This is a genomic window from Arthrobacter sp. Y3223164, assembly GCF_059091005.1.
On sequence record NZ_JBNHGF010000013.1, the window covers coordinates 1 to 23162 of the forward strand.

Below are 23162 nucleotides of genomic sequence, written 5' to 3' on the forward strand. Positions count from 1 at the left end.
GCCGGGGCGGCCGCCGACGCCCGGGACGCGTCCGCGCCCTGTCCCGCGAGTGCGCCCGGCTACGGAGGTGGCGGAACCGGTCTACCTCGGCTTCCCACGACCGGAGCCCGAGAATACCGTGTGGCCTGAGTGGCTGCTATTCCCCTTTCGATGAAGCGAGGATCAATGCCTGTTTCCAGTTGGCGTCGGTACGACCATCACCTGTTTCCCGTATTCCATGAACGGTTCGAAGAGCGCTGGGGGCCGGGGACCGCACCGTTCCTGGACCCGAGCGTGTTCGAAGAAGGCCAGCCGCGGCCGCGCGCGCAGTGGATCAACGTCGATACCGGCGCCGCCGTCGCCGTCGTTCCGGTGTGGGAGGACGACGACGGCGAACACCGCTCCTTCGCCGTGTTCTACCTGCCGCCGGGCGGCGGCATCTGGGCGCTGCGGCCGGGCTTCACGAACTACACCGAAAGCGTCAACGGCGGCCCGGAACAGGCGGCTTTACGCAACGACTCGTTCAAGAAGGCCGTGGCCCACGCCGAGGAGTTTATCTACGGAACAGGCGGGAACGGGCCCTGATTGTTTCCGCTCTCGGGCCGCTGGTTCCAGCGGCCCGAGAGCGCGGTGTGTCGTTCCTAAATCCGGCCCGCTTCAACGATCTTCTTAAGGAATGCCCGGGTACGCGCTCCTGAGAGTCGGTGAACATCTGCTCTGGCGGTCCCTGCTCCAGCAGCTTGCCCTTATCCAGGAAGACGACGGTGCTGGCAACTTCCCGGGCAAATCCCATCTCGTGAGTTGCCAGCAACATGGGCATTCCTTCTGTAGCCAAATCGCGGACGATGTTCAAGACTTCCGCAACCAGTTCGGGGTTTAGCGCCGAGGTGATCTCGTCGAGCAGCAACCCTCGCGGATCCATGGCAAGGGCACGGACCATGGCTACACGCTGTTGCTGTCCGCCGGAGAGTTGGTCCGGGTAGTTCCAGCGCGCTGCTCGAGTCCGACGCGTTCCAGTAGTGACAGCGCGTTCGAGCGGGCTTGTTCCTTTTCCTGCCGACCGAGCTTGACCGGTGCGAGCATGACGTTTTCGAGCACCGTCATGTGCGGGAAGAGGTTGTAGGACTGGAAAATCATGCCAACTTCCCGGCGAAGTTTGTTGACATCCGCTCCAGGGCCGGAAACGACGTCACCCGCAACGGAAATCTGCCCCTCCTGGATCGGCTCCAATGCGTTATTGCACAGCAGAAGGGTCGATTTTCCGGAGCCGGACGCGCCGTGCAAGCAGACCACCTGGTGTTGATTCACCTGCAGGTCGATGCCTTTCAAGGGTGTGCGTTTCTCCGTAGCTCTTAGAGCGCCAGGCGGAAGGCTCTGGCCACGTTGGTTTTCGGCTCTGCGCACGACCCCCGTAGTTACAACTCAACGAACCGCGTCTGGCGGATTGAGGGTTCCTGCCGCGCGGTCACGAGCTGCCGCGGGTTCGGGCAGGCGGATCCCCGGCTCACGTTCTTGGTCGCGCGCATCTTTCGGTAGGGCGGCGCCAGTCGGGTTACGGCAGCCCGACGGCGAACGAGCATGGTCGGGGCTGCTAAATCTGCTTAGGGCACATGTTTTTCAATCCGCCTGTCTGGCCTCCAGTGGGGCAATCGTTCTCGGCGTGGCTGAGCCCAAAGCAAGGAAAGCTCCTCTATGAGGGCAGTGCATGGACGGCAAATTCCGAAAAGTGCTTGCCAAATAAAACATTCATTTGTAGGGTTTTTGTGATCGCCCTCACTGTGACGTCGATCACCGCGGGGTGGCATTTCTCACGGCCCGTTCACCGCACTGACCATTCGTTTTCGAAGGAGCGCAATGTCAGCCGAAATGACGAGACCCGCTGGAGGTCCGGACGTCGATGAAGACGCCGAGCACCTCGCCAGCCTTGGCTACTCGTATGAGAAGCAATTTAAGCGGGAAATGACGTTCTGGGGGAACGTTTCGCTGGGCTTCACCTACCTGTCCCCGGTGGTGGGGATTTACTCATTGTTCGCGGCATCTCTCGGGATGGCAGGCCCGCCGATGTTCTGGTCCCTGGTGATCGTAGGCATCGGCCAGTTGCTGGTTGCCACGGTTTTCGGGGAAGTTGTCTCCAACTACCCCGTCGCAGGCGGCGTCTACCCGTGGTCTCGCCGTCTGTGGGGCCGCAAGTGGGGCTGGATGAACGGGTGGGTCTACCTCTGTGCTTTGCTGGCGACCATCGCCAGCGTCTCGTATGGGGCCGGGCCGTTCCTCAGCCTGCTGCTGGGGATGGAAAGCACCGTCGACTCAGTGATCATTTCGGCACTGGTGGTCATTGCCTTGGCTACCGTGTTGAACCTCGGCGGGACCAAGGTGCTGAGCAAGGTAGCCATGCTGGGCCTGTTGGCGGAACTCGGCGGGGCTCTCATCGTCGGTGTCTGGCTCTTGGCAACAGCCCGAGAGCACGACCTCAGCGTGCTGTTCCAGAGTTTCGGCGCGGGTGAAGGCAGCAACTACTTCATCGCCTTCGCCGCTGCCGGGTTGATCGGCATTTACCAGTACTACGGTTTTGAAGCCTGCGGCGACGTGGCCGAAGAGGTGCCGAACCCCGGAGTGCGGATCCCCAAGGCCATGCGCATGACCATCTACATTGGCGGTTTCGCTGCCATGTTCGTCTGTCTGTCGCTGATATTGGCCGTGCCCGACTTCGGCGCCGTGATCTCCGGGGAAAATTCCGACCCTATCGGCAGCGCCTTGCTGGGTGCCTTCGGACCGGTTGGCTTCAAGGTGGTGCTCGCCGTCGTGCTGATCTCCTTTGTCTCCTGTGCTCTGAGCCTGCAGGCAGCGTCGTCGCGGCTGGCCTACTCGATGGCCCGCGACGGAATTTTGCCGGGCAGCAAATTGCTCAGCAAGTTCAGCGAGACCCGGCACGTGCCGCCGTACGCTCTGCTGCTGGCCGGCCTGGTCCCGGCGATCATCGTGGTTGGCTCCAAAGTCTCCGAAGACGCGCTGGTCACCATCATCTCGTTCGCCGCGATGGGCATGTACATGGGCTTCCAGATGGTCGTCCTGGCGTCGTTGCGGGCCCACCTGAAGGGGTGGAAGCCCAACGGGGCCTTCCGCCTAGGGGTCTGGAGCATCCCGGTCAACATCGCGGCTCTCGCGTGGGGTGTGTTGGGCATGATCAACATGGCCTGGCCAAGGACTCCGGAAGCGGGCTGGTTCGCCAACTACATTGTGCTGATTTCCGCGGTCGGGGTCGTGGTTATCGGCCTGCTCTACATGGCGTGGAAGAAGCCATATCTGAAGGGGGACGCCCCCGCGGGAGATGCCATACCCTCCGCGTCCCTGTCTGCCTAGCACTACAGTCCGGGCCTTCCAGCCCAGCAATTCACCGATAGCAAAATGAGGAATAGGTTCCATCCATGAGTACGCCCACTGTTGACGTCCCGTACCTGAACATTTCGGATCCGTCGTTCGCTATGCAGTCCGAAGAGTTGCGCAACGCGCGCGAGGCCAGTTGGTACGCGAGGACCAATTACGGCATCGCCGTGCTGCGGTACGACGAGGTGAGCAAGCTGCTCAAGAGCCCCAAGCTCAAGCAGGGCAGCGCCCAATGGCCGGCCCACAACGGGGTCCACGGCGGCTTGTTTTACGACTGGTGGACCAAGAATCTGCTGGTGCTGGAAGGCGAGGACCACCACCGCATCCGCCGACTGCTTAACCCGGCATTCTCGCCCCGGCTGATCAAGGACCTGGTGCCCCGATTCCAAGCCCTGGCCAACGAGTTGATTGATGCGTTTATCGACAAGGGCGAGTGCGAGTTCATTCGCGACTTCGCCGAGCCCTACGCCACTAGGGTACTCACCATCCTGTTGGGCATTCCGGAAAGTGAGTGGCCGACGATCGCCCGGCTGGCCTCCACAGTGGGACTGGCCCTCGGCGTGACGTTCAAGCGGGACTTGGACAAGGTGGAGGCGGCAGTCGCTGAGCTCTACGAATACGCCGACAAGCTGATCAAGGACCGCCAGGCAAACCCGGGCGAGGACTTCGTCAGCCGCTTGGTGCTGACCAGCCGCGACGGAGACCGGCTCAGCGACGAGGAGTTGCGCAACGCGCTGGTGCTGCTGATTTTCGGCGGCATGGACACCACCCGCAATCAGTTGGGCCTGGCGATGCAGTCGTTCATCCGCAACCCGGAGCAGTGGGAGTTGCTAGCGGAACGCCCCGACCTGGGTGCCAAGGCCGTTGAAGAGGTCATGCGCATTAACCCGACGGTCACCTGGGTCACCAGGGAAGCGGTGGAGGACTTTACCTATCAGGATCTCTTCGTTGAAAAAGGCACTACGGTGCACCTCTTCACCCAGTCTTCCGGCACTGACCCGAAGGCCTTCCCCAACCCGGAGATGGATCTGCTTGGCGAGCATGCGCCGCACTACGGCTTCGGCGGCGGCGTGCACCACTGTCTTGGCCACTTTGTCGCACGAGCGGACATGAGCGAGGCCCTGCCGCTGCTGGCCAGCCGCCTCGCTGCCCCTTACTTGGCCGGGGGAGACGAGTGGCTGCCAGATTCCGGCAACACCGGCCCAATCCGCCTGCCGATCGGCTTCACCGCACGCACCTGAACCGCAGACAGCACCACGAACACTTCAGCACCACCAGCACTTCAGCTTCTACAGAAAGCAGGACCCCATGAAGACCGTTGATGTCGACCGCAGCTTGTGCGACAACCATGGCCAGTGCGCTATCGCCGCGCCGGAAGTATTCCGTATGAACCCGGACGGCGTCCTCGAATACGAGCCGACGTTCGACGATTCCCTTCTGGACGAGGTCGAAGAAGCCATCGACGTCTGCCCCGTCCAAGCGATCTTCCTTAAGGACTGATCATGGCCCGCAGAATCGCCATCGCCGGAGCCTCGATGGGAGGTTTACGTGCCGCTGAACAGTTGCGGTCGGCCGGTTGGGAGGAGGAGATCCTCGTGATCGGCGAAGAAGTCCATCCTCCCTACAACCGGCCGCCGCTCTCGAAGGAACTGCTAAAGTCGCCCGGCTCGATCCAGGAAGCCCTGGCGTCGGTGGCTTTGCGGCAGCGCCGCAGCGCCGCCGACATCGACTGGTTGCTCGGGGCACCGGTCACCCGCGCAAACCTCGCGCACCGCACACTGACCCTCGCTACTGGCGAGCAGTTGGGATACGACGGACTGGTGGTCGCCACCGGGCTGCGTCCGGCGCGCGTCCGGGTTCCCGGGCCGCTGCATGGCCGGTACGTCCTCCGCACGCTGGAGGACGCACTGGGCCTGCACCGGGAATTGCGCCCGGGGGCCCGGATTGTGGTGGTAGGCGCAGGATTCATCGGCTGTGAGGCAGCTGCCACGGCCACGCTGCTGGGCTGCCGGGTGACGTTGATCGAAGGTAGCAGCGGGCCGATGCAGCACACGCTCGGCCGCGAGCTGAGCGAGGGCATGCGCAACTTCCTGACCGAACGCGGTGTCGAGTGCGTCTCGGGTGAACGCGTCACCTCATTTACCTGGCACGACGACGGCGCCGACGGGCCGCAGCGCTGCACCGGCGTCCGCCTGACCGGCGGACGAGAGGTGGCGGCCGACGCCGTAATTGAGGCTGTCGGTTCCACGCCAAACGTCGAGTGGTTGGCCGGCAACGGCCTAGACCTGACTGACGGTGTGCTCTGCGACGAGCACCTGCGGGTGCTTGGGGCCCAGCACTTTGTCGCGGTCGGCGATGTGGCGCGCTACCCGGACCGCCGCGCCGGCACCGGCCCACGCCGCGTTGAGCACTGGGCCACCCCTGCCGACACCGCCAAGATCGCCGCACCGGCCTTGGTTGCCGGACTGAACGGAGTGGAAGCGCCGGAACCGCTTGTACCGCTGCCCTCCTTCTGGACGGACATCTTCGGTATCCGCGTCCAAGGCGTGGGGAGCCCAGCGGTGGCAGACCGGGTCGAGGTCCTTGAAGGGGACCCGTCCCGGCCCGCCGACGGGGCTGCTCTTGCCTACTACCTCGGCGGCCGGCTGATCGGTGCCGTCACCTGCGCACTGCCCGCCGACCGCCAGTTGCATTACCGCAAGCTCGTGACCGAGGCCGGCCTGCCTGCCAGCTCCCAGCTCGCCGCCGTCTAAAACGGACTGGCCACAGACCCGAAGGAAACTGAGATGACACTAACCCCTGTACGCCCCGACGAGGCCGCGACCGAGATGCTGGCTGTCTTGAGCGACCGCGAGGCCTTCGCCCGCCACCAAGAGCGCAACCTGCGCCCCGAAACGGTGCGCGAACTCGGCCGCAAGATCGAAGAAGCCGGTGTTGAATACGTCTACTATGCTCTGCCGACCATCGGCTCGCGCATGGTAGCGAAGATGGTTCCGGCCAATCACTTCCGCCGCAACCTGGAGAAGGGCATCTGCTTCCACCGCACCGCGTTGTCGGACCTGCAGAACGACCGCCACGGCAACCTTATCGGCGGCGGCATCGAGGCCCGCGAGTTCTGGGCACTACCGGAGCCGGACACTTTCGTGGTCCTGCCCTGGGACACCTCGGTCGCCCGAATTTTCTGCACTGCTTACGAGCCCCCGCACCTTCCGGAGGTCGGTGGCCGCCTGATGCCGATCGACACCCGGTCCCTGCTGATCCGCTCGCACGAGGCGTTCACTGCCCGCACCGGTTTCGAGGTGCGCTCCGGGACCGAACCGGAGATGACGTGGGAGGGACCCGGCCTGGCGGTTGTTAAGAAGCCCGGCACCAGCCCCGCCTACCAGGTGGAGAACCTGGAGCGGATGCGCCCCATTTACAAAAAGTTGGTCACCTACGCCAAGGCCATGGGCCTGGACATGATTGAAGGCGACTACGAGGACGACGGCCAGCTCGAGCTGAACTGGATGTACGACCGGGTGGAGAACACCGCCGACCGGCTGGTGACTTACCGGCAGATCTGTAAGCAGGTAGCCCGTGAATTCGGCGTCACCGCCAGCTTCATGCCCAAGCCCTACAACGGCCAGATGGGCAACGGCTGCCATCACAACCTGAGCCTGTGGGACGGCGACACCAACGTCACCGAGGACGCCGGCCGGGTGGAACTGCACGTTTCGCAGACGGCCAAGCACGCCATCGGCGGCATGCTCGCCCATGCACCGGGGTCGATGGCCGTGATGGCCTCCACCGTGAACTCCTACAAGCGGTTCTGGGATGCCGGCCAGTTCGCGCCGAGCCTGGCCAACTGGGGACTTGACAGCCGCGGCTGCCTAATCCGCATCTCTTCGAATGGCCGGATGGAGTACCGTGTGCCGGATGCGGCCGTGAACCCGTACCTGTCCCACACACTGCTGATCGCGGCCATGCAGGACGGGCTGGACCGCCAGCTTGATCCCGGACTGCCCGAAGGCGGTGCCGACGGCCCGGTCGGCGGCCAACTGCCGCTCACGCTGGGTGACGCCATCGATGCGTTCGTGTCGGACACCTACCTCACGTCGGCGCTGCCCGAGGACCTTGTGGCGATCTACACGCAGCTGAAGCAGGAGGAATGGGCCCGTTACTGTGGCGCCATCACCGAGTGGGACCGCGAGATGTACTGGGAGACCATCCCGTGAGCGCCGTCAGCACATTGACCGCGGGCACCCTGCGCCTGGCGTGCATCGACTCCGAGGCGCCGCCGCTGTTCAATTTGGCGGACAGTGAGGGCAACCGCCGCGGATACGAACCGGCGGCGGCCGAACTGGTCGCATCCGCCATGGGCCTGCGAGTGGAGTGGGCGTTTATGGCCTGGGACGACATGCTCCCGGCGGTGCGCGACCACCGGGTCGACGCCGTTTGGTGCGGTCAGGGAATCATCCCCGAACGCCAGGCGATAGTGGACTTCACCGAGCCGTACGCGGTGTTTGACGAGACCGTCCTGGTTCGAAAGGGCGATCCGGCACGTTCACCGGAGGATCTCTCCGGTTACCGGGTCGCGGCCATCGAAGGCAGTGCAAATATGCGGCTCGCCTCCACTTTCCCAGGGATTATTCCGGTAGCGTTCGGCGCCAGCGACGACGTCTTCGGTGACATGCTCGCGGCGCTGCGCAACGGCGAGGTGGACGCCATGGTGGACGACGACGTCGTGACCGTTCCACTGGGGGAGGACCCGGCATACGACGTGGCCTTCACCGCCCGAACCGGTAACCGTTGGGGCATCGGCGTGGCGAAGGACAACCCGCAGTTGCTGGCCGAACTCAACGGCACACTGGGCGTTGTCATCTTCGACGGCCGGCTGGAGGCTGTGTGGGCCGAGTGGATGCCGCACCTGCCGTTCCCGCTGAGCACGGAGGTCTCGGCATGAGACGGCCTTTGATTGGAGTGCCGGGCATGTGGGCCGATTCCGTCCACGGACTGCGCTACGACGGAGTGGCCGTGGCCGCCGCGGTGCTGCGCTGCATTGTTCGTGCCGGCGGCGAGCCGGTGATCATGTTTCCGGGTACCGGCGAGAGCCCAGCGGAACAGCTCGCCCGGCTTGACGGCGTCGTGCTGCCCGGTGGAGCCGACGTAGCGCCCTCCTTGTATGGCGCCGAGCCCGACGAGCACTACTGGCCCACCGACTACGGCGGACAGGACGACTACGAAACCGGGATCATCGAAGGCTGCCTCGCCGCGGACGTGCCGCTGCTCGCCATCTGCCGCGGCCTGCAGCTGTTGAACGTCGGTCGGGGCGGGACTCTGATCCAGCACCTCGCACCCGGGGAGGTGCAGCACAAGGGCACAGTCCATCCCGTCCGGGTCGCCGCAGGGTCGCTGCTGGCCGAGGTCGTCGGGAGCGAGACAGCCGACGTCTCCTCCTACCACCATCAGGCGATTGAAGTACTGGGCGAGGGCCTGACGGTCACCGCCACCGCCGCGGACGGAGTGGTGGAAGCGGTGGAAGTCGCCGGAGCGCCGATGCTGGCCGTCCAGTGGCATCCGGAGGACACCGCGGAGACTAATGCCAGCGACCACGCCTTGTTTCAGTGGGTGGTGCAAGCCGCAACACGGCGCCGCGCCACCGCCGAGAGCGGATTGACCGTGGCGGGTGCGCGATGAGCGAGGAAGAGCTCCGGGTGGATCCCGCGGCCGTACTGCCGGCCGGGTTGGCCGACCTGCCGACGGACGCGCCGCGCATCGGCGTCGTCGTTTCCCTGACCTTTCCCGGGATGACAAACCAGACGCTGGAACTCATGGAGCGGTTCACCCGGACTGCCTTCGAGACGCTGCTGGCCGTCGGTGCGCGCGGCGAGCTGGTGGACAGCGCGGCCACGGAGTTCATGCCGGCCGCCAAGCTAGCGGACTTCGACGGCGTGCTCTTCCTGGGCGGCGGAGACGTGGACGGCAAGCTGTACGGCCACCATGATCCGGTTCCGAACTCCTACGGCGTGGACCGCCGAGCGGATGAGTACTGCCTGGAGCTGATTAAGGGAGTGCTCGAGAGGGACCAGCCGATGCTGGCCATCTGCCGCGGCTCGCAGCTGCTGAATGTGGCCTGCGGCGGCACACTGATTCCGGATCTTGATCCGTGGCACCTGCACCGCGGGGGACCGGGGGAACCGATGTTTTTGGACGAGTCCATCCGGTTGCTCCCCGGCTCTAAGGTGGCCTCGATTATGGACTGTGAACGGCTGACCGTCCGGTCGGGGCATCACCAGGCGGTAGGTCAGGTGGGCAAGGAACTGACGGTAACGGCCGTGGCCGACGACGGTGTTGTTGAAGGAACCGAGCATCCAGGCAAGACCTGGGTGGTTGGCGTGCAGTGGCACCCGGAGGATTCGGGCGGCAACGCCGATGACCGAATGGCGTTGTTTGCCGAGTTCGTCCGCCAGAGCAGAAACGAACAGCGCCGGAACGGAGGTGACAGGGCCCTCGGACGACTGCCTGATCGAGTGAATGCTTGAGAGAGGTTCATCGGCGCGGCTACTGGGTCGCGCAGATCAACCGCAAATTTAGATTAGGTACGTCCAACGGAAGGAACCCGAACCCTATGGGGGCGGACTTAATCCGTTCGCCGACGATAAAGCGTCCCGAATTGCCCAGAATCACGCGGTTCTGGTCGTTGAGGAGGGCTGCATCGCCCGGAATGCGGCGGACGATCGGGATCAGCTTGTTTTCCAGGTCCCGGACCCGAATGTCGCATCCCGTGACGCCGATAAACGTGCCATGGACGTAGGTGGGAACGGCACAGGTGACGATGTATTCATCGAAGCCCAGATAGTCGACGTACGGTCCGGCGATCGATTGCTGTCCCGTTTTAGCGGCAATGGAGAACCAGGGTAGCTTTTCGTAATCGTAGAAACGATCACCTTCCGGGGCCAGATCGAAACCGAATTTTTCAATATCTCCGGAATTGTTTCGGATCCACCATTCCAGGACGCCTTGGGCATCTTTTATGGCGGACAGGGAGAATATCTCTCCGGCGCCCACGGCAATATCGTGCGAATTCAGGAATGATTCGGCCATTCCGCCGATGCCCACTATCTCCTTGGGCGACATTTTTTTGCCGGGGAAGACCTTTTCCTCAAGGCGCTGTCCCACCTTCTTGGACGCCGCATGGAGATCCTGGTAAAGCCCGTTAAGCCATGCCTCGATGGCGGCGGCACTCTCGGCGGCCTGTGAAGTTGCTGGCGCGGTCATGAAATCTCCTGTTCTTCGCCGGCATGGGTGAGGGTCAGCTTGGTGTCGATCAGGTGGTAGGTGTTACGGCGGATGTGTTCCAAGACCAAGCGCTGCGCCCTATCGGGGTCGTCCTCCCGCACTGCGGCCACGATTCCCAGGTGCTCACGCGCCGCGGCCTGAGCGTCGAATACGCCTGCCAACGGAGTCCACAGTAGTTGCCCGACCTCCGATTGCAGCCTGATCTCCTGGCTCGTCAGCCGCGGCGACTGTGCTACCACCGCCAATTCGATGTGGAAGCGACTGTCGGCCCGCGCTTGAACCTCGGGGGTAGCCGCCTGTTCAAGCCCGCGGGCCAATCGTTCCAGCCGGTCCAGGTCCTTGGGATCTGCTCGATCGCAGGCCAGGCGGGCGGCGGCGGCAGCAACGGCTGTTTGCTCGTCGCCCAGATCGCGAAGGTCGGCGATGGAGGTCTCGCGCAGGTACAGGCGCAGGTTCTCCTCCTGTGTGGCAGGGAACTTCACCACAAAAGTGCCGCCGTTGCGCCCCCGCCTGGTTTCGACCACACCTTGGTCCCGCAGTTCTGCCAAGGCATCCCGCAGCGTTGCGCCAGCGACCCCGAACATCTCTGACAGTTCAGCCTCAACCGGAAGGCGTTCCCCGACCCGGAGCATGCCTAAGGAGATTGCTGTAGAGATCCGGCGGACGATGGCCTCCGATCGTTCCATGTCCGGCAGCGATCGATAGATTTGAGACTGCAGCGCCATTGGTGAAGCCACGGGTTCTTCTCCTAGAAATTCAATCGAGACGCCGGGATCTCCGGTCTGATCTCGAACATTAATATTCTACCCGCTCGACTCAGGAATGACATTAATTGGCGACAGCAATGATCGATGGTTGAGGTTGGCGGGGAGTGCTGGAATACCGAAGTCGATGATGGGTATGCTCAATCTTTATGAGCTACTACAGGACAATCAATCCGACAACGGGCGAAGTTCTCTTAGAAATACCGGCTGCAAGTGATGAGGATGTCGCGGAGGCAGTGAAGAGTGCTCACGCGCCTTCGAGCCATGGCGCAATACTATGGTGCAGGACCGTGCCGGCGTCCTTTGATGTTTATCAACTCCACTCCGGACCCTCAAGCTGACTTGCCCTTCGGCGGGTCGAGCGCTCCGGCGTCGGCCGCGAGCTTGCTCGTTTCGGCATGGACGGATTCGTTAACAAGAAGCTGATCAAGACACCGCTCCTGTAGCAGCACAGGGTTAAGCTGCCGGCAGCGCTGCTGCGCCAACCGCGTCGGCCGTTCCGCTCAGTCCTTGGCCCGGGTGCTCGTGCTCCACGTGGCCTGAGGGCTCCAGCCATCGGGAGGTATCCCAGGTGCGGCGCGCGCCCGGCCAGCGAGATTGGCTGCGTCGCTCGATCAGGACCAAGCGACGACGAGGCGGGCGGCTTGTTGGGGGATGGTCACGTCGACGCCGACTAATTCCGTGAAGCGACGCAGCCGGTTCATCAGGGTATTCCGGTGGCAGTAGAGCTGGTCGGCGGACTGGGCGATGCTGCCCGTAGAAAGGTAGGACCGTACCGCTTCCACCAGCCGGGTCCGTTCCACCGTCCCGCATCGGGCCAGAGCGGCGTCCACGTCGGGGACAATGGGAACCCCGGTTTCCGAGAGGCGGTGCCGAGACAGTCTGGCCCAGGCGTTTTGCATCGTGAGGGCCTGCTGATCACTCTCCTCGGCCAACGATGCCAGGGCGCGGGCGGTTTGGGCGGCGACGCGTAAATCTGTGAGGCCGCCAACCTGGGCGACCAGGCCGCAGCGGATGTTCTTGATGTGCTCGGTGGTTTCGCGTGCGGCGCTGCCCGGGCGGTCATCGGCTGCCCAGAAGGCGACCAATCCGTCGGGCAGGGGATGGGTGAATATCTCTGTGCCAAGGCGGGAAGCCGAGGCAACCTCCACCCGAAGCGCGGCGGCGTCGTCAGTTGTGGCTGCCGCGACCACGAGGGGAGCGGTTTCATCGATGCCGAGTTCGTCGGCGATGCGGGTGAGCGTCTCCGACGGAGGGTCGACCTGCCCGAATATCGTGGCGACATGTCCTTGCCGCACGGAGGATTCTTCCTGGGCCATGCGCTGGCGCTCGGCCATATAAATGGCTTGGGTTTCCGCCGCGTAGGAGTCCACCACCTGCCACACCGTTTCGGCCCGGCGCACCAGTAGCTCGGCGTCGCCCGGACCGGCCAGCGCCATGAGTTCGCCCCAGATCACGGTGAAGTCGATGCGGATCGCGGTCATCAGGGACTCCACGGGGATGCCGGTCCTCGCGCGGGAGACACCCACGTCCAATGAAATGCCTTGCCGCTCGGCGATGAGGCGCTCACTGTCGTCGCCGGGGCGCAGGCTCTCAATCAGCGCCCGGAACGAGGCCGCCCCTGTGCGGCGGATCTCGCTGGCCGGCAGCACTCCGTCCCGGTAGTCGTCGAGTTGCAGGATGCGTTCGATGAAGAGGTCCGTCAGCTTGTCCACGGACAGCTGGTCCAGCAGCAGGTTCCAACGGGCCGCCGAGGCGTCATCGTCGTCGTGGTTTTTCATGAGCGGTGCTTCCATGGCGTTTTTACCCCTATCGTGTGCTTTTGCACATCCTAGCCGCGAAAAGCCGCAACGTTTCGTGCGGGTGTGACGCGGCACACTCTGGGAGGCTGGTGTGCGTCATCGGCGCGTTGTGGCGTCCGGCACAACGGAACACCTGAACACCCAACACGGAGGAACCATGTCAGAAACCTTGAACCTCGAGGCCGGGGCCACCCGGCAGATCACGGACAAGGAGGCGATGAAGGTTTCCATCGGTGCCCTCATCGGCACTGCCATGGAGTGGTACGACTTCTTCCTGTTCAGCGCGGCGGCGGCGCTGGTGTTCAACGTCCAGTACTTCGCCAACGAGAACGCAACGGCGGCGGCGCTGGCCTCCTTCGCCACCTTCGGCGTCGGCCTGGTGGCGCGTCCGCTGGGCGGGATGTTCTTCGGGGCGATGGGCGACAGAATCGGCCGCCGCAAGACCTTGATGGTCACCATTGTGGGCATCGGCGTGGTGACCGGCCTCATCGGCCTGCTGCCGACGTACGCCGCCATTGGTATTGCCGCTCCGGTGCTGCTGGTGCTGCTGCGCGTGGCCCAGGGACTGTTTGTGGGCGGCGAGTGGTCCGGCGCCATGACGATTGTGGTGGAGAATGCCCCGCTGGAGCGCCGTGCCCGCTACGCGGCGCTGCCGCAGATCGGTTCACCGATCGGCACCATCCTCTCCTCCGGTGGCTTCTTCCTCATGACGTTGTTTTTCTCGCAGGAATCCTTCAACTCCTTCGGTTGGCGCATCCCCTTCCTGGCCGCCATCCCGATGCTGCTGATCGCGCTCTACATTCGCAGCAGGCTGGAAGAATCCCCGGTCTTCGCCGAGCTGCTGGAGCACGACCAGGTGGAGAAGGCCCCGATCCGCACCACCCTGAGGGAGTCCTGGAAGCACATCATCATCGGCATGGCCGCGGCCCTGCTCGGCGTCGGCGGCTTCTATCTGGTCACCGCGTTTGTGGTCTACTACGGCGTGAACATCCTGGGCTACCCCGCCCAGCTGATGCTGCTGGGCGGCATCATCGCCGCCGTCGTCGAAATTCCCGTCCTCATCCTGGGCGGCCGGCTGGGCGAGCGGTTCGGTGCCAGCCGCGTCATCCTTTTCGGCGGCATCGCCTCCGCCGTGGCCGCGGTGCCGTCCTTCTTGCTGGTGGACAGCGGCAACCACGCGCTTGTGGTCACCGGCATGGTGCTCGCCGTGGCGACGCTCTCCTTCCCGTACGCGGCTTCCGGCACGGTGCTGACCGGCCTGTTCCCGGCGCGCACCCGCTACACCGGGGTGGGCTTCGCCTCCAACACCGCCGGCATGCTCTCCGGGTTCGTTCCGCTGCTGGCCACCGGTACCGTAGCCGCCGCCGGAAACCACTGGTGGCCGGCCGCCGCATTGCTGGTGTTCCTGAGCCTGTTCACCGCCGTGGCCGGTGCGCTGGCGCCGTGCATGAGCGTGAACCTGCCCGGCTTCAAGCACTGATCCAAACGTTCGACGACGAATTTCCTGACGAAGGAGCACCACCCTATGGCCATGTCCGCAGGCCACCTGATTGTCCGACAACTTGAGGCGCACGGCGTCCGGCGGGTGTATTCCGTACCGGGCGAAAGCTTCCTCGATGTCCTGGACGGGCTGCACGACTCGCCGGTGTCAACCGTGGTGTGCCGCCAGGAGGGCGGCGCCGGGTTCATGGCGCTGGCGGAGGGGCGCAAGACCGGCATCCCGGGCATCGCAATGGTGACCCGCGGCCCGGGCGCCGCGAACGCGATGATTGCCGTGCATACCGCGTGGCAGGATGCGACGCCGCTGGTGCTCTTTGTCGGCCTGATCCCGGTGGCGGACCGGGGGCGGGACTCGTTCCAGGAGTTCAGCCTTGAGGGCTGGTTCTCGACCACGGCAAAGCGGGTGGTGGTGCTCGACGACGAGCACCGCGCCGCGGAGACGGTGGCCGAGGCAATGCAATTGGCGGTGTCCGGCCGGCCCGGACCCGTGGTCATCGGCCTGCCGGAGGACGTGCTGGTCCGGCCGACCAAAACGCGGGTAGTTCAACCACGTGCGCTCGCATCAGCCGTCCCGCCTCCGGCCGCGATGGAGGAACTGGCCGGCCGGCTGGCCGCTGCCCTCCGCCCGTTGATCATTGCCGGCGGCGAGGGCTGGGGCGACGACGGCGGCAACCTCGCTGCGTGGGCAGCCGAGGCCCAGGTACCGGTGGCCGCCGACTGGCGGGCTTACGACGTGGTTCCGCACGGTTCGGCGGCTTGGTCCGGCTGGCTCGGCTACGGCCGGGCGGACACCCTGGCCGCCAGACTGGACGAGGCCGACCTGCTGCTGTTCATCGGCTGCGGTCGGAGCGATGTGCTCAGCGACGGCTACACCAAGGGCTTCGACGCCACGACGGTGCTGGTGCTGCCGGATCCGGATGCAGCCATGCACTCCGGCCGGATTGACCAGCATATGGCGGTCTCGCCGTCGGCCTTCGTTGACGCACTTCCTCCCGCAGCAGAGGCCCGCGGCACACGGGGCAGCGGCTGGATGGACGCGCTCGCCGCAGACCAGCGCCGGTTCGCCACGCCTCGTCCGGACCACAGCCCCGGGGTTGACCTGGGGGTGGCCTTCGGCGTGCTGGAAGACCGGCTGCCGGCGGACAAGGTGGTGACGTACGGCGCCGGTAACGCCACCCTCTGGGGCCACCGCTACCTGACCCACCACGGCGCCGGTTCGCTGATCGGGCCGCGCAACGGCGCCATGGGACTGGCCGTCCCGGCGGCCGTCGCCGCGTCGCTGATAGAACCGAACCGGCAGGTGGTGGCCGTCTGCGGCGACGGCGACTTCATGATGAATGCGCAGGAACTGGCCGTGGCGGCGGCGCACGGTGCTGCTCCGCTGGTGATCGTGGTGGACAACGGCATTTTCGGCACCATCGTCCAACACCAGCGCAAGCATTACCCGGACCGGCCGTCCGGCACTTCGATGGTCAACCCCAACTTCTCCGACTGGATCCGCAGCTTCGGCGGGCACGGGGAACGCGTCGAAGCGACCTCCGAGTTTGGGCCGGCGCTGGAGCGTGCCCTGGCCAGCGGGTGGCTGGCGCTGCTGCACCTGGTCACGGATCCGCAGACGATGCCGCCGGGCACGGCCAATGCACCGGAGGAGATCGTCGGCCTGGCCGCACCCGGGCTGGCTGCGCAGGATGCCGGCAAGCCGCTGGCGGCGGCGGCGGCGGAGGGGACACGATGAAACTGGACCTCATCCTGCGCGACGCCGAAATCCTCACCCTGGAATCAGAGCGTCCCCGCGCCCGAGCCGTCGGCGTGCTCAATGGACGGATTGTCGGCTTCGATGAGGAGCTTGACGGCTGCACTGCTGCCCGCGAAGTATCGCTGGGCGGTGCCGCCGTGGTGCCCGGCTTCATTGACGCGCACTGCCACACCACGTGGTGGGGGCTGGGCTTGGGCGCCGTCGAGCTGGATCAGGCGCGCGGCCTTGAGGAACTGTATGCGCTGCTGGACGCCGAGGTCCGGCGGCTGGAGGACCGGCCGGGCGCCTGGGTCAACGGCACCGGCTTCAACCACAAGCACCATGGCGGGGCCTTTCCGGACATCCGACGGTTGGACGAGATTACGGGCGACCGGCCGCTGTACCTGCGGCACGTCTCGGGGCACCTGTCCATCACCAACTCCGCCACCTTGCGCCTGGCCGGCGTGTTCGATCCCGGCTTCAGCGACCCCACCGGCGGCGCCGTGCTCCGCGGCCCGGACGGCTACCCGACCGGCGTCGTCGAAGAATCCGCGCAGCAGCTGATCCAGAACCTGCTGCTGCCGTATCCAGTGGAGCGGATCGTCGAGGCATTGGACGCGGCGACCACGCGTTACGCGGCCGAGGGGATCACCAGTTTCACCGAGGCAGGCATCGGGGGCGGCTGGATAGGGCACAGCCCGGTGGAAGTTCAGGCGTATCTGAAGGCCAAGCAGGCCGGCAAGCTCCACGCCCGCGCCCAGCTGATGCCCGCGCTCGACTCGCTGCGGCCGCTTGAGGCCAACGCCGCCGACATGCATGGCACCGGCAACGGACTGGGCCTGGACCTCGGGGCGGTTGCGGGCTTCGGCGACGAATGGGTGTCCCTGGGACCGGTGAAGGTCTTTATGGACGGCTCATTGCTGGGCGTCACCGCGGCCGTGACCGAGGACTACTGCGGCCACCAGCACACCACGGGCTACCTGCTGGATTCACCCGAGGCCTACCGTGAACGGGTGGACGCGGCCTACCGGGCCGGCTGGCCGATTGCGCTTCATGCCATCGGCGACGCGGCCATCGATCTGGCCACCGACATCATTATCGGCTGCCAGGAGCGCTACGGCCGGAACCATCTGCCCAACCGGATTGAGCACTTCGGCATTTCGCGCCCAGACCAGCTGGCGCCCGTCGCCGCGGCCGGGATCGCTGTCACCCCGCAGGCCGCGTTCATCGGCCCGCTGGGCGACCAGTTTGCCGCCTTGGTGGGCCCCGAACGCGAGGGCTGGCTCTACCGGGGGCGCTCGCTGGTGGACGCGGGCATCCTGGTGGCCGGCAGCTCCGACCTGCCGGTGGCCGACAACAACGTGCTGCGCGCCATGCAGTCCTGGGTGGACCGGCGCACCGAACAAGGACGGATCCTCGGCGGCGCATCCGAGGGCCTGACCGCCGAAGAAGCGCTGCGGACTTACACCGACTGGGCCGCCCGGGCCACGGGCGTGGCCAGCGAGAAGGGCACGTTGCGCAGGGGGAAGTTGGCGGACTTCGCGGTGCTGTCCGGCTCACCTCTGGACGCTGCCGACATCTCCGCGCTCGAGGTCCTTGCCACGATCGTCGGCGGCGAATTTAGCCACGACACCTTGGACGCGGGCACGGCTCCGAGCGCGGGAAACGCCGCGCATCCGGCCCCGAAGCGGGCGCCCGACCCAGCCCCGAACCGGGCCGCCGTCCGTGCCCCGAGCCCGGCGCCGACGTCGTCCGCAGAGAACCTCTTGAACAATCAGTCCCTAGGAGTGCCATCATGACCATCACTGCCACGCAGCAGGCCGGCAAGTCCAGCGACGACGCCGGGTCCTTCCTGCACGACTTCCGCTCGATGAGCACGTTCGGCGCCACGGCCGGCGGGGGAGTGGACCGTCAGGCCGGGACCGTTGCGGACGGGCAGACCCGGAACTGGTTCCGCGGACTGGTCGAGGGGCACGGTTTCGAGGTCCGCTACGACGCGGTGGGGAACCAATTCGCGCTGCTCGAGCTGGTGCCCGGTGCTCCCTATATCGCCGTAGGCTCGCACCTGGACTCGCAGCCACTGGGCGGGCGCTTCGACGGCGCCTACGGCGTGCTGGCCGGAGCCCACGCGGCGATCCGGCTCAAGCAGCGGCTGGCGGCCGAGGGCACCAGGCCGGCGTTCAACATCGCCGTCGTCAACTGGTTCAACGAGGAAGGGTGCCGGTTCAAGCCCTCCATGATGGGCAGCTCCGTGTTCACCGGCAAACTGCCCGCCGAGAAGGTCCTTGCCACCACCGATCCGCGCGGCACCACCGTCCGCGAGGCGCTGGAAGCGATCGGCACCATCGGCGACTTTTCCCTCGATATCTCGGCGTACGTGGAAATCCATATTGAGCAGGGTCGGTCGCTGGAGGACGCCGGGCTGACCATCGGCTTGGTGGAATCCACCTGGGGCGCGAACAAATACGAGTTCATCGTGCACGGCGAGCAGGCGCACACCGGTGCCACGGTGATTGCCGACCGGCACGACGCGCTGCTCGGAGCCTCCTCGCTGGTGGTCGCCGCGCGGGAGGTTGCAGACGAATTCAGCACGGACGAGCATTCCGTCATCACCTCCTGCGGGGAATTCACGGTCTACCCGAACTCGCCCGTGGTGGTGGCCAACCGGGTGGAGTTGCTCGTGGACGTGCGCAGCACGGACCCCGATGTGCTTGCCGCCGCCGATGCCGAACTGCACCGCCGGGTCGCTGAGATCGAGCGAAGGGCAAGTGTGCGGATCGAACGCGGCGCCGAACACGTCTGGGCGGCGAAGTCCTACGACGAGGCGGGCATGCGGCTGGCCGCCAAGTGCGCGGAGGCGCTGGACCTGACGTACGGAACGGTCCGCACGCTCGCGGGGCACGATTCGACCAACCTGAAGGACGTCGTCCCCACCATCATGCTGTTTGTGCCCAGCGTGGACGGCGTCTCCCACAATGAGAAGGAGCTGACCCACGACGACGACCTGCTCGCCGGCGTGGATCTCCTCACGGAGTTGATGGGCCGTGTGGTGGCAGGGGAGTTCGTCCCGGCGCAGTAGCTCGCCCCGTCCGGCAAGGAACGGCCGGTGTGAGGGGCGATGCCGCGCCGGCCGTTCCGCTCAGTCGTGGCCCGGGTGCTCGTGCTCCACGTGGCCCGCGGGCTCCAGTTGGAAGGTGGAGTGTTCCACGCTCAGCTCGAAGTGTTCGGCCACGCACTGCTGGAGTTGGTCCAGGACCTGTGGGGCGTGACCGTCCACAAAGCAGGAATCCTCGATCACCACGTGCGCGCTGAGTACCGGGATGTTGGAGGAGATCCGCGAGGCGTGCAGGTCGTGGACCGACAGCACATGCGGCACTTCCAGGATGTGTTGGCGGACGTCCTCGAGATCCAGGCCCTTCGGCACGGTTTCCAGCAGGATGCTGCCCGCCTCGCGGAGGATCTTGACGGTGCGCGGGACGATCAGGACGGCGATCAGCATCGCGGCCAGCGCGTCGGCCTGGGTCCACCCGGTGGTGGCGATGACGACGGCGCTGGCGATGACGGCGACGGAGCCGAGGGCGTCGTTGACCACCTCGAGGAAAGCCGCCCGCAGGTTGAGGTTCGCGTTCCGTCCGGCGCTAAGCACCAGCATGGCGGCGATGTTCCCCAGCAGGCCGATGATGCCGAAGACCAGCAGGCCGCCCGAACTGACTTCGGGCGGGTGGAACAGCCGCTGGACACCTTCAACCAGCGCGTAGATTCCGACCGCGAGCAGGACCGCGGCCTGGGCGCCGGCGGCCAGGACTTCCATCCGGAGGTATCCCCAGGTGCGGCGCGGCGTGTGCGGGCGGGCCATGAGCGAAGCGGCGAGCAGGGCGATCAGCAGCCCGCCGGCGTCGGTGAGCATGTGTCCGGCGTCCACCAGCAGTGCGAGGCTCCCGGTCACGAAGGCGCCGACCACCATGGCGACCAGGATGGAGGCGGTGATGCCGAAGGCGATGGCCAGCCGGCCGCGGTGCGTGGGCCCGGCATGGTGGTGGTGTCCGCTCACGCCGATGCCTCGGATGAGGGCGCCGCACCTGTCATTGGCTTCGCGGAGGGCGCCTCGGCGGCAGCCCGGCCGCCAGCAACCGTCGGACACAGCTCGACGGCGTAGCCGGTGGCCTTCAAGAGTTGCTCGGCTGACGCCAGGGCGGCGAGCAGTTCGGGCTCGGTGGTCAGCGAGTACATCGACGCCCGCCCGACCGGGCGCGAGGTGACGAGGCCGCAGTCGCTCAGGCACGACAGGTGGGCGCTGACCGTGGACTGGGCAAGGCCGAGGTGTTCCGTCAGCTCCCGGACCTTGTGTTCGCCGGTGGTCAGGTGCTGCAGGATGGTCAGCCGGGTGGGATCCGAAAGGCTGTGGAACAACGCGGCCGCCGGCGCCAAATCGCCTGTTCGGCCCGCGGCCCGTTGCCGTTGCATCGTCATATGCCGATGATATCGGCGAAGCGCGGCTTTGTCGTATTTCCAGAACGAGGGTGAGCGGTTGAAGTGGTTAGTCCCTTGGAGCGATTCGTCAGTAGCTGTACCAGCCCCGGCCGGTCTTGCGTCCCAGCCGGTTTTGCTCGACAAGCTCCGTGATGGCCGGATGCGGCAGGTCCGCCTCGTCGCCGGTGTCGGCGTAGGTGGCACGGGCGATGAAGTCGATGACGTCCAGGCCGACCATATCCATGAGTTCGAAGGGGCCCATCGGGTGGCCGAGGGCGGTCTTGGCCGTGGTGTCGATGTCCTCGAGGCTGGCAACGCCCGCTGTGTGGAGGGCCAGCGCTTCCTTCTGCAGAGCGCCCATCAGCCGGTTGGCAACGAAGCCCGGGACCTCCTGGTTGATCAGGACGGGCGCCTTGCCGAAACGCCGCGCCAGTTCCATCACGGTGTCCACGGTGGCCTGCGACGTCGACTCGTGCCGGACCACCTCCACGCACTTCATCACCAGGGCCGGGTTGAAGAAGTGCATGTTGCAGACCTGCTCCGGCCGGCCGGTCACCGCGGCGACCTTGGACGAGCCGAGGGTGGAGGAGTTGGTGGCCAGGATGGCGTGCGGGGGTGTCACCTCGCCCAGCCGGGCGAAGATCTGTTGCTTAATCTCGAGCCTCTCGGTGGCGGCTTCAATGACGAAGTCGGCGTCCGCCGCCGCGGCCGCGAGGTCCGTGCCGAAGGCCAGGCGGCCCAACGCGCCGTCGGCGTCCTCTCGGCTGATCCGCCCCTTGGCCGCACTGGCCTCCATGCGCGCGGTCAGCTGCTTTTTGGCTTGGGCGAGCATCCCTTCGGCGATGTCCTGGACGGTGACCCGGTACCCGGCCAGGGCGGCGACCATGCCGATTTGAGAGCCCATGGCGCCGGAACCCACGACCAGGATGTGCTTGATGTTATCGATGGAGGCAGTCATGTGTCCCTCAGGCTCCGGCGGTCCCGCCGCGCAGATAAACCGTGGTGGTATGGGTGAAGAACTCCTTGGCCGCCGCGCCCTGTTCCTTGGGACCGTAGCCGGATTTCTTGGCGCCGCCGAAGGGTACATGCGGGTCGGCGCCGGCGGATTCGGAGTTGACGTGCAGGATGCCGACATCGAGGTCGTCGATCGCGTCGAGGGCACGCGTAACGTCCTGGGTGAACAGGGCGGCGGAGAGCCCGAATTCACTGTCGTTCGCCAGCTCGAAGGCCTGCTCCGCGGTGGCCGCCCGGCGGACGGCCAGCACGGGTCCGAAAAGTTCCTCGCGCCACAGGTCGAGCTCCCGGTCGTCGGGGAGCTCCAGGACGGTCGGCGGGACGAAGTAGCCGCGGGCGAGGAAGCCATCCTCGTACCGCTGGCCTCCGACGATCCGCCGGGCCCCCTGCGCTAGCGCGGCTTCGATGCCGTCGTGAATGGACTTCCGGGCGGCGTCGTTGATGACCGGTCCCATCTGCACCGCGGGGTCGGCCGGATCGCCGACTGCCAATGCATGGGCGCGCTCGGTGAGCACGGCGAGGAATTCGTCGGCGACGGCATCGGCCACGATGAGCCTTGACGTGGCGGTGCACTTTTGCCCGGTGGAGCGGAAGGCACCGAGCATGACTTGTTCGGCGGCAAGCTGCAGGTCGGCGTCGGCTAGGACGACGGCGGCGTTCTTACCGCCCATCTCGGCCTGCACGGGAACACCGCGTCCGGCCGCCTCCGCGGCGAGGCGGCGGCCCACCCCGGTGGAGCCCGTGAAGGTCAGGCCGTCCAGCGCCGGGTGCTCGACGAGGGTGTTGCCCATGGCGCCCGGGCCGATCAGCAGGTTCAGCACGCCGGCCGGCAGCCCGGCGGAGTCCAGCGCCTGGGCCAGCCGCAGTGCCAGCAGCGGCACGGTGCTCGCCGGCTTCCAGACCACGGTGTTGCCGTACGCCAGGGCCGGAGCGATCTTCCACGCCGGGATGGCGATGGGGAAGTTAAACGGGGTGATCACGCCGACCACGCCGAGCGGCTTGCGGGTCACGAGGATCTTCTCGCCGCGCCGCGGGGAGGAGAAGATCTCCCCGGCGGCGCGGTCGCCGTCGTTCCCGTAGTAACGGAAAATCTGCGCCGCCCGCAGCACCTCGCCGTGGCCTTCCGCCCGGGTCTTGCCCTCTTCCCGGGCCAGCTCCAGCCCCCAGGCTTCGGCGTTCTGTTCAAGCACGACGGCGGCGCGCAGCAACACGGCGCCGCGCTCGTGCGTCGGGGTG

The 23162-nt window shown here is 66.0% G+C and carries 21 protein-coding genes and 1 pseudogene; 13 read left to right on the top strand and 9 right to left on the bottom strand.

The genetic code is table 11. The annotated features are described in order from the left end of the window. The first annotated feature begins 165 nt into the window (after positions 1-165). On the top strand, positions 166-564 hold the full coding sequence (locus AC5RUJ_RS01965; protein ID WP_494128840.1) for a hypothetical protein: 399 nt from the start codon (positions 166-168) through the stop codon (positions 562-564). On the opposite strand, the gene AC5RUJ_RS01970 is transcribed toward AC5RUJ_RS01965, so the two are convergent. Both AC5RUJ_RS01970 and AC5RUJ_RS01975 read right to left on the bottom strand, forming a co-directional pair. Continuing rightward, positions 533-919 (bottom strand): hypothetical protein, encoded by a 387-nt coding sequence (locus AC5RUJ_RS01970; protein ID WP_494155572.1) that lies wholly within the window; start codon positions 917-919, stop codon positions 533-535. The two genes, AC5RUJ_RS01965 and AC5RUJ_RS01970, sit on opposite strands and share 32 nt — an antisense overlap. A 3-nt stretch (positions 920-922) precedes the next feature. Continuing rightward, a pseudogene (locus AC5RUJ_RS01975) lies at positions 923-1383 on the bottom strand (ATP-binding cassette domain-containing protein); the annotation flags it as partial. Between the two features lie 450 nt (positions 1384-1833). Between AC5RUJ_RS01975 and AC5RUJ_RS01980 the strand changes: the two are divergent. The 8 genes from AC5RUJ_RS01980 to AC5RUJ_RS02015 all read left to right on the top strand — a co-directional run bounded on the left by AC5RUJ_RS01980 (position 1834) and on the right by AC5RUJ_RS02015 (position 9884). Further along, complete coding sequence (locus tag AC5RUJ_RS01980; protein ID WP_494128841.1) at positions 1834-3339, top strand: APC family permease; 1506 nt, start codon at positions 1834-1836, stop codon at positions 3337-3339. A gap of 65 nt (positions 3340-3404) precedes the next feature. Then, the gene (locus AC5RUJ_RS01985; protein ID WP_494128842.1) at positions 3405-4604 is read left to right on the top strand and encodes a cytochrome P450; all 1200 of its coding nucleotides are present in this window, start codon (positions 3405-3407) and stop codon (positions 4602-4604) included. A gap of 67 nt (positions 4605-4671) precedes the next feature. Beyond that, on the top strand, positions 4672-4863 hold the full coding sequence (locus tag AC5RUJ_RS01990) for a ferredoxin (RefSeq protein ID WP_493968506.1): 192 nt from the start codon (positions 4672-4674) through the stop codon (positions 4861-4863). Between the two features lie 2 nt (positions 4864-4865). Then, positions 4866-6116 carry an NAD(P)/FAD-dependent oxidoreductase gene (locus tag AC5RUJ_RS01995; protein ID WP_494128843.1) on the top strand — a complete coding sequence of 417 codons (1251 nt, stop codon included), beginning with the start codon at positions 4866-4868 and terminating at the stop codon, positions 6114-6116. 33 nt (positions 6117-6149) lie between these two features. Continuing rightward, complete coding sequence (locus tag AC5RUJ_RS02000) at positions 6150-7577, top strand: glutamine synthetase family protein (protein ID WP_494128844.1); 1428 nt, start codon at positions 6150-6152, stop codon at positions 7575-7577. Beyond that, positions 7574-8305, top strand: coding sequence for an ABC transporter substrate-binding protein (locus tag AC5RUJ_RS02005; protein ID WP_494128845.1), 732 nt, complete (start codon positions 7574-7576; stop codon positions 8303-8305). Before AC5RUJ_RS02000 ends, AC5RUJ_RS02005 begins: the two co-directional genes overlap by 4 nt. Next, positions 8302-9039, top strand: coding sequence for a gamma-glutamyl-gamma-aminobutyrate hydrolase family protein (locus tag AC5RUJ_RS02010; protein WP_494128846.1), 738 nt, complete (start codon positions 8302-8304; stop codon positions 9037-9039). Before AC5RUJ_RS02005 ends, AC5RUJ_RS02010 begins: the two co-directional genes overlap by 4 nt. After that, entirely contained in the window at positions 9036-9884 is an 849-nt protein-coding gene (locus AC5RUJ_RS02015) for a gamma-glutamyl-gamma-aminobutyrate hydrolase family protein (protein ID WP_494128847.1), read from the top strand. Before AC5RUJ_RS02010 ends, AC5RUJ_RS02015 begins: the two co-directional genes overlap by 4 nt. A gap of 19 nt (positions 9885-9903) precedes the next feature. Here AC5RUJ_RS02015 and AC5RUJ_RS02020 read toward each other — a convergent pair whose 3' ends face one another. The 3 genes from AC5RUJ_RS02020 to AC5RUJ_RS02030 form a co-directional block, all read right to left on the bottom strand. Beyond that, on the bottom strand, positions 9904-10620 hold the full coding sequence (locus AC5RUJ_RS02020; protein WP_494128848.1) for a cache domain-containing protein: 717 nt from the start codon (positions 10618-10620) through the stop codon (positions 9904-9906). Further along, positions 10617-11378, bottom strand: a complete 762-nt coding sequence (locus AC5RUJ_RS02025; protein ID WP_494128849.1) for a FadR/GntR family transcriptional regulator — start codon at positions 11376-11378, stop codon at positions 10617-10619. Before AC5RUJ_RS02025 ends, AC5RUJ_RS02020 begins: the two co-directional genes overlap by 4 nt. A 641-nt stretch (positions 11379-12019) precedes the next feature. Beyond that, positions 12020-13186, bottom strand: coding sequence for a PucR family transcriptional regulator (locus AC5RUJ_RS02030; protein ID WP_494155570.1), 1167 nt, complete (start codon positions 13184-13186; stop codon positions 12020-12022). 178 nt (positions 13187-13364) lie between these two features. Here AC5RUJ_RS02030 and AC5RUJ_RS02035 point away from each other — a divergent pair, with 178 nt between their 5' ends. From AC5RUJ_RS02035 to AC5RUJ_RS02050, 4 genes are read left to right on the top strand one after another with little or no spacing between them, the layout of a single operon-like run. Further along, the gene (locus AC5RUJ_RS02035) at positions 13365-14687 is read left to right on the top strand and encodes an MFS transporter (protein ID WP_494128851.1); all 1323 of its coding nucleotides are present in this window, start codon (positions 13365-13367) and stop codon (positions 14685-14687) included. Positions 14688-14732: 45 nt separating this feature from the next. Further along, positions 14733-16442, top strand: a complete 1710-nt coding sequence (locus tag AC5RUJ_RS02040) for a thiamine pyrophosphate-dependent enzyme (RefSeq protein WP_494128852.1) — start codon at positions 14733-14735, stop codon at positions 16440-16442. Then, positions 16439-18241 (top strand): amidohydrolase, encoded by a 1803-nt coding sequence (locus AC5RUJ_RS02045; protein ID WP_494128853.1) that lies wholly within the window; start codon positions 16439-16441, stop codon positions 18239-18241. The genes AC5RUJ_RS02040 and AC5RUJ_RS02045 overlap by 4 nt, the downstream gene beginning before the upstream one ends. Next, positions 18238-19521, top strand: coding sequence for a M20 family metallo-hydrolase (locus AC5RUJ_RS02050; RefSeq protein ID WP_494128854.1), 1284 nt, complete (start codon positions 18238-18240; stop codon positions 19519-19521). Before AC5RUJ_RS02045 ends, AC5RUJ_RS02050 begins: the two co-directional genes overlap by 4 nt. Positions 19522-19581: 60 nt before the next feature. On the opposite strand, the gene AC5RUJ_RS02055 is transcribed toward AC5RUJ_RS02050, so the two are convergent. The 4 genes from AC5RUJ_RS02055 to AC5RUJ_RS02070 form a co-directional block, all read right to left on the bottom strand. Further along, entirely contained in the window at positions 19582-20493 is a 912-nt protein-coding gene (locus AC5RUJ_RS02055) for a cation diffusion facilitator family transporter (protein ID WP_494128855.1), read from the bottom strand. After that, on the bottom strand, positions 20490-20912 hold the full coding sequence (locus tag AC5RUJ_RS02060; RefSeq protein ID WP_494128856.1) for an ArsR/SmtB family transcription factor: 423 nt from the start codon (positions 20910-20912) through the stop codon (positions 20490-20492). The genes AC5RUJ_RS02055 and AC5RUJ_RS02060 overlap by 4 nt, the downstream gene beginning before the upstream one ends. An 88-nt stretch (positions 20913-21000) precedes the next feature. After that, positions 21001-21870, bottom strand: coding sequence for a 3-hydroxyacyl-CoA dehydrogenase family protein (locus AC5RUJ_RS02065; protein ID WP_494128857.1), 870 nt, complete (start codon positions 21868-21870; stop codon positions 21001-21003). A 7-nt stretch (positions 21871-21877) separates the two neighbouring features. Beyond that, a partial coding sequence (locus AC5RUJ_RS02070; RefSeq protein WP_494155571.1) for an aldehyde dehydrogenase family protein occupies positions 21878-23162 on the bottom strand: 1285 nt, incomplete at its 5' end.

Coding starts and splice junctions, on each gene's coding strand:
- AC5RUJ_RS01965 (WP_494128840.1), top strand. CDS start 166: ATGCCTGTTTCCAGTTGGCGTCGGTACGACCATCACCTGTTTCCCGTA.
- AC5RUJ_RS01970 (WP_494155572.1), bottom strand. CDS start 919: ATGGTCCGTGCCCTTGCCATGGATCCGCGAGGGTTGCTGCTCGACGAG.
- AC5RUJ_RS01980 (WP_494128841.1), top strand. CDS start 1,834: ATGTCAGCCGAAATGACGAGACCCGCTGGAGGTCCGGACGTCGATGAA.
- AC5RUJ_RS01985 (WP_494128842.1), top strand. CDS start 3,405: ATGAGTACGCCCACTGTTGACGTCCCGTACCTGAACATTTCGGATCCG.
- AC5RUJ_RS01990 (WP_493968506.1), top strand. CDS start 4,672: ATGAAGACCGTTGATGTCGACCGCAGCTTGTGCGACAACCATGGCCAG.
- AC5RUJ_RS01995 (WP_494128843.1), top strand. CDS start 4,866: ATGGCCCGCAGAATCGCCATCGCCGGAGCCTCGATGGGAGGTTTACGT.
- AC5RUJ_RS02000 (WP_494128844.1), top strand. CDS start 6,150: ATGACACTAACCCCTGTACGCCCCGACGAGGCCGCGACCGAGATGCTG.
- AC5RUJ_RS02010 (WP_494128846.1), top strand. CDS start 8,302: ATGAGACGGCCTTTGATTGGAGTGCCGGGCATGTGGGCCGATTCCGTC.
- AC5RUJ_RS02015 (WP_494128847.1), top strand. CDS start 9,036: ATGAGCGAGGAAGAGCTCCGGGTGGATCCCGCGGCCGTACTGCCGGCC.
- AC5RUJ_RS02020 (WP_494128848.1), bottom strand. CDS start 10,620: ATGACCGCGCCAGCAACTTCACAGGCCGCCGAGAGTGCCGCCGCCATC.
- AC5RUJ_RS02030 (WP_494155570.1), bottom strand. CDS start 13,186: ATGAAAAACCACGACGACGATGACGCCTCGGCGGCCCGTTGGAACCTG.
- AC5RUJ_RS02035 (WP_494128851.1), top strand. CDS start 13,365: ATGTCAGAAACCTTGAACCTCGAGGCCGGGGCCACCCGGCAGATCACG.
- AC5RUJ_RS02040 (WP_494128852.1), top strand. CDS start 14,733: ATGGCCATGTCCGCAGGCCACCTGATTGTCCGACAACTTGAGGCGCAC.
- AC5RUJ_RS02045 (WP_494128853.1), top strand. CDS start 16,439: ATGAAACTGGACCTCATCCTGCGCGACGCCGAAATCCTCACCCTGGAA.
- AC5RUJ_RS02050 (WP_494128854.1), top strand. CDS start 18,238: ATGACCATCACTGCCACGCAGCAGGCCGGCAAGTCCAGCGACGACGCC.
- AC5RUJ_RS02060 (WP_494128856.1), bottom strand. CDS start 20,912: ATGACGATGCAACGGCAACGGGCCGCGGGCCGAACAGGCGATTTGGCG.
- AC5RUJ_RS02065 (WP_494128857.1), bottom strand. CDS start 21,870: ATGACTGCCTCCATCGATAACATCAAGCACATCCTGGTCGTGGGTTCC.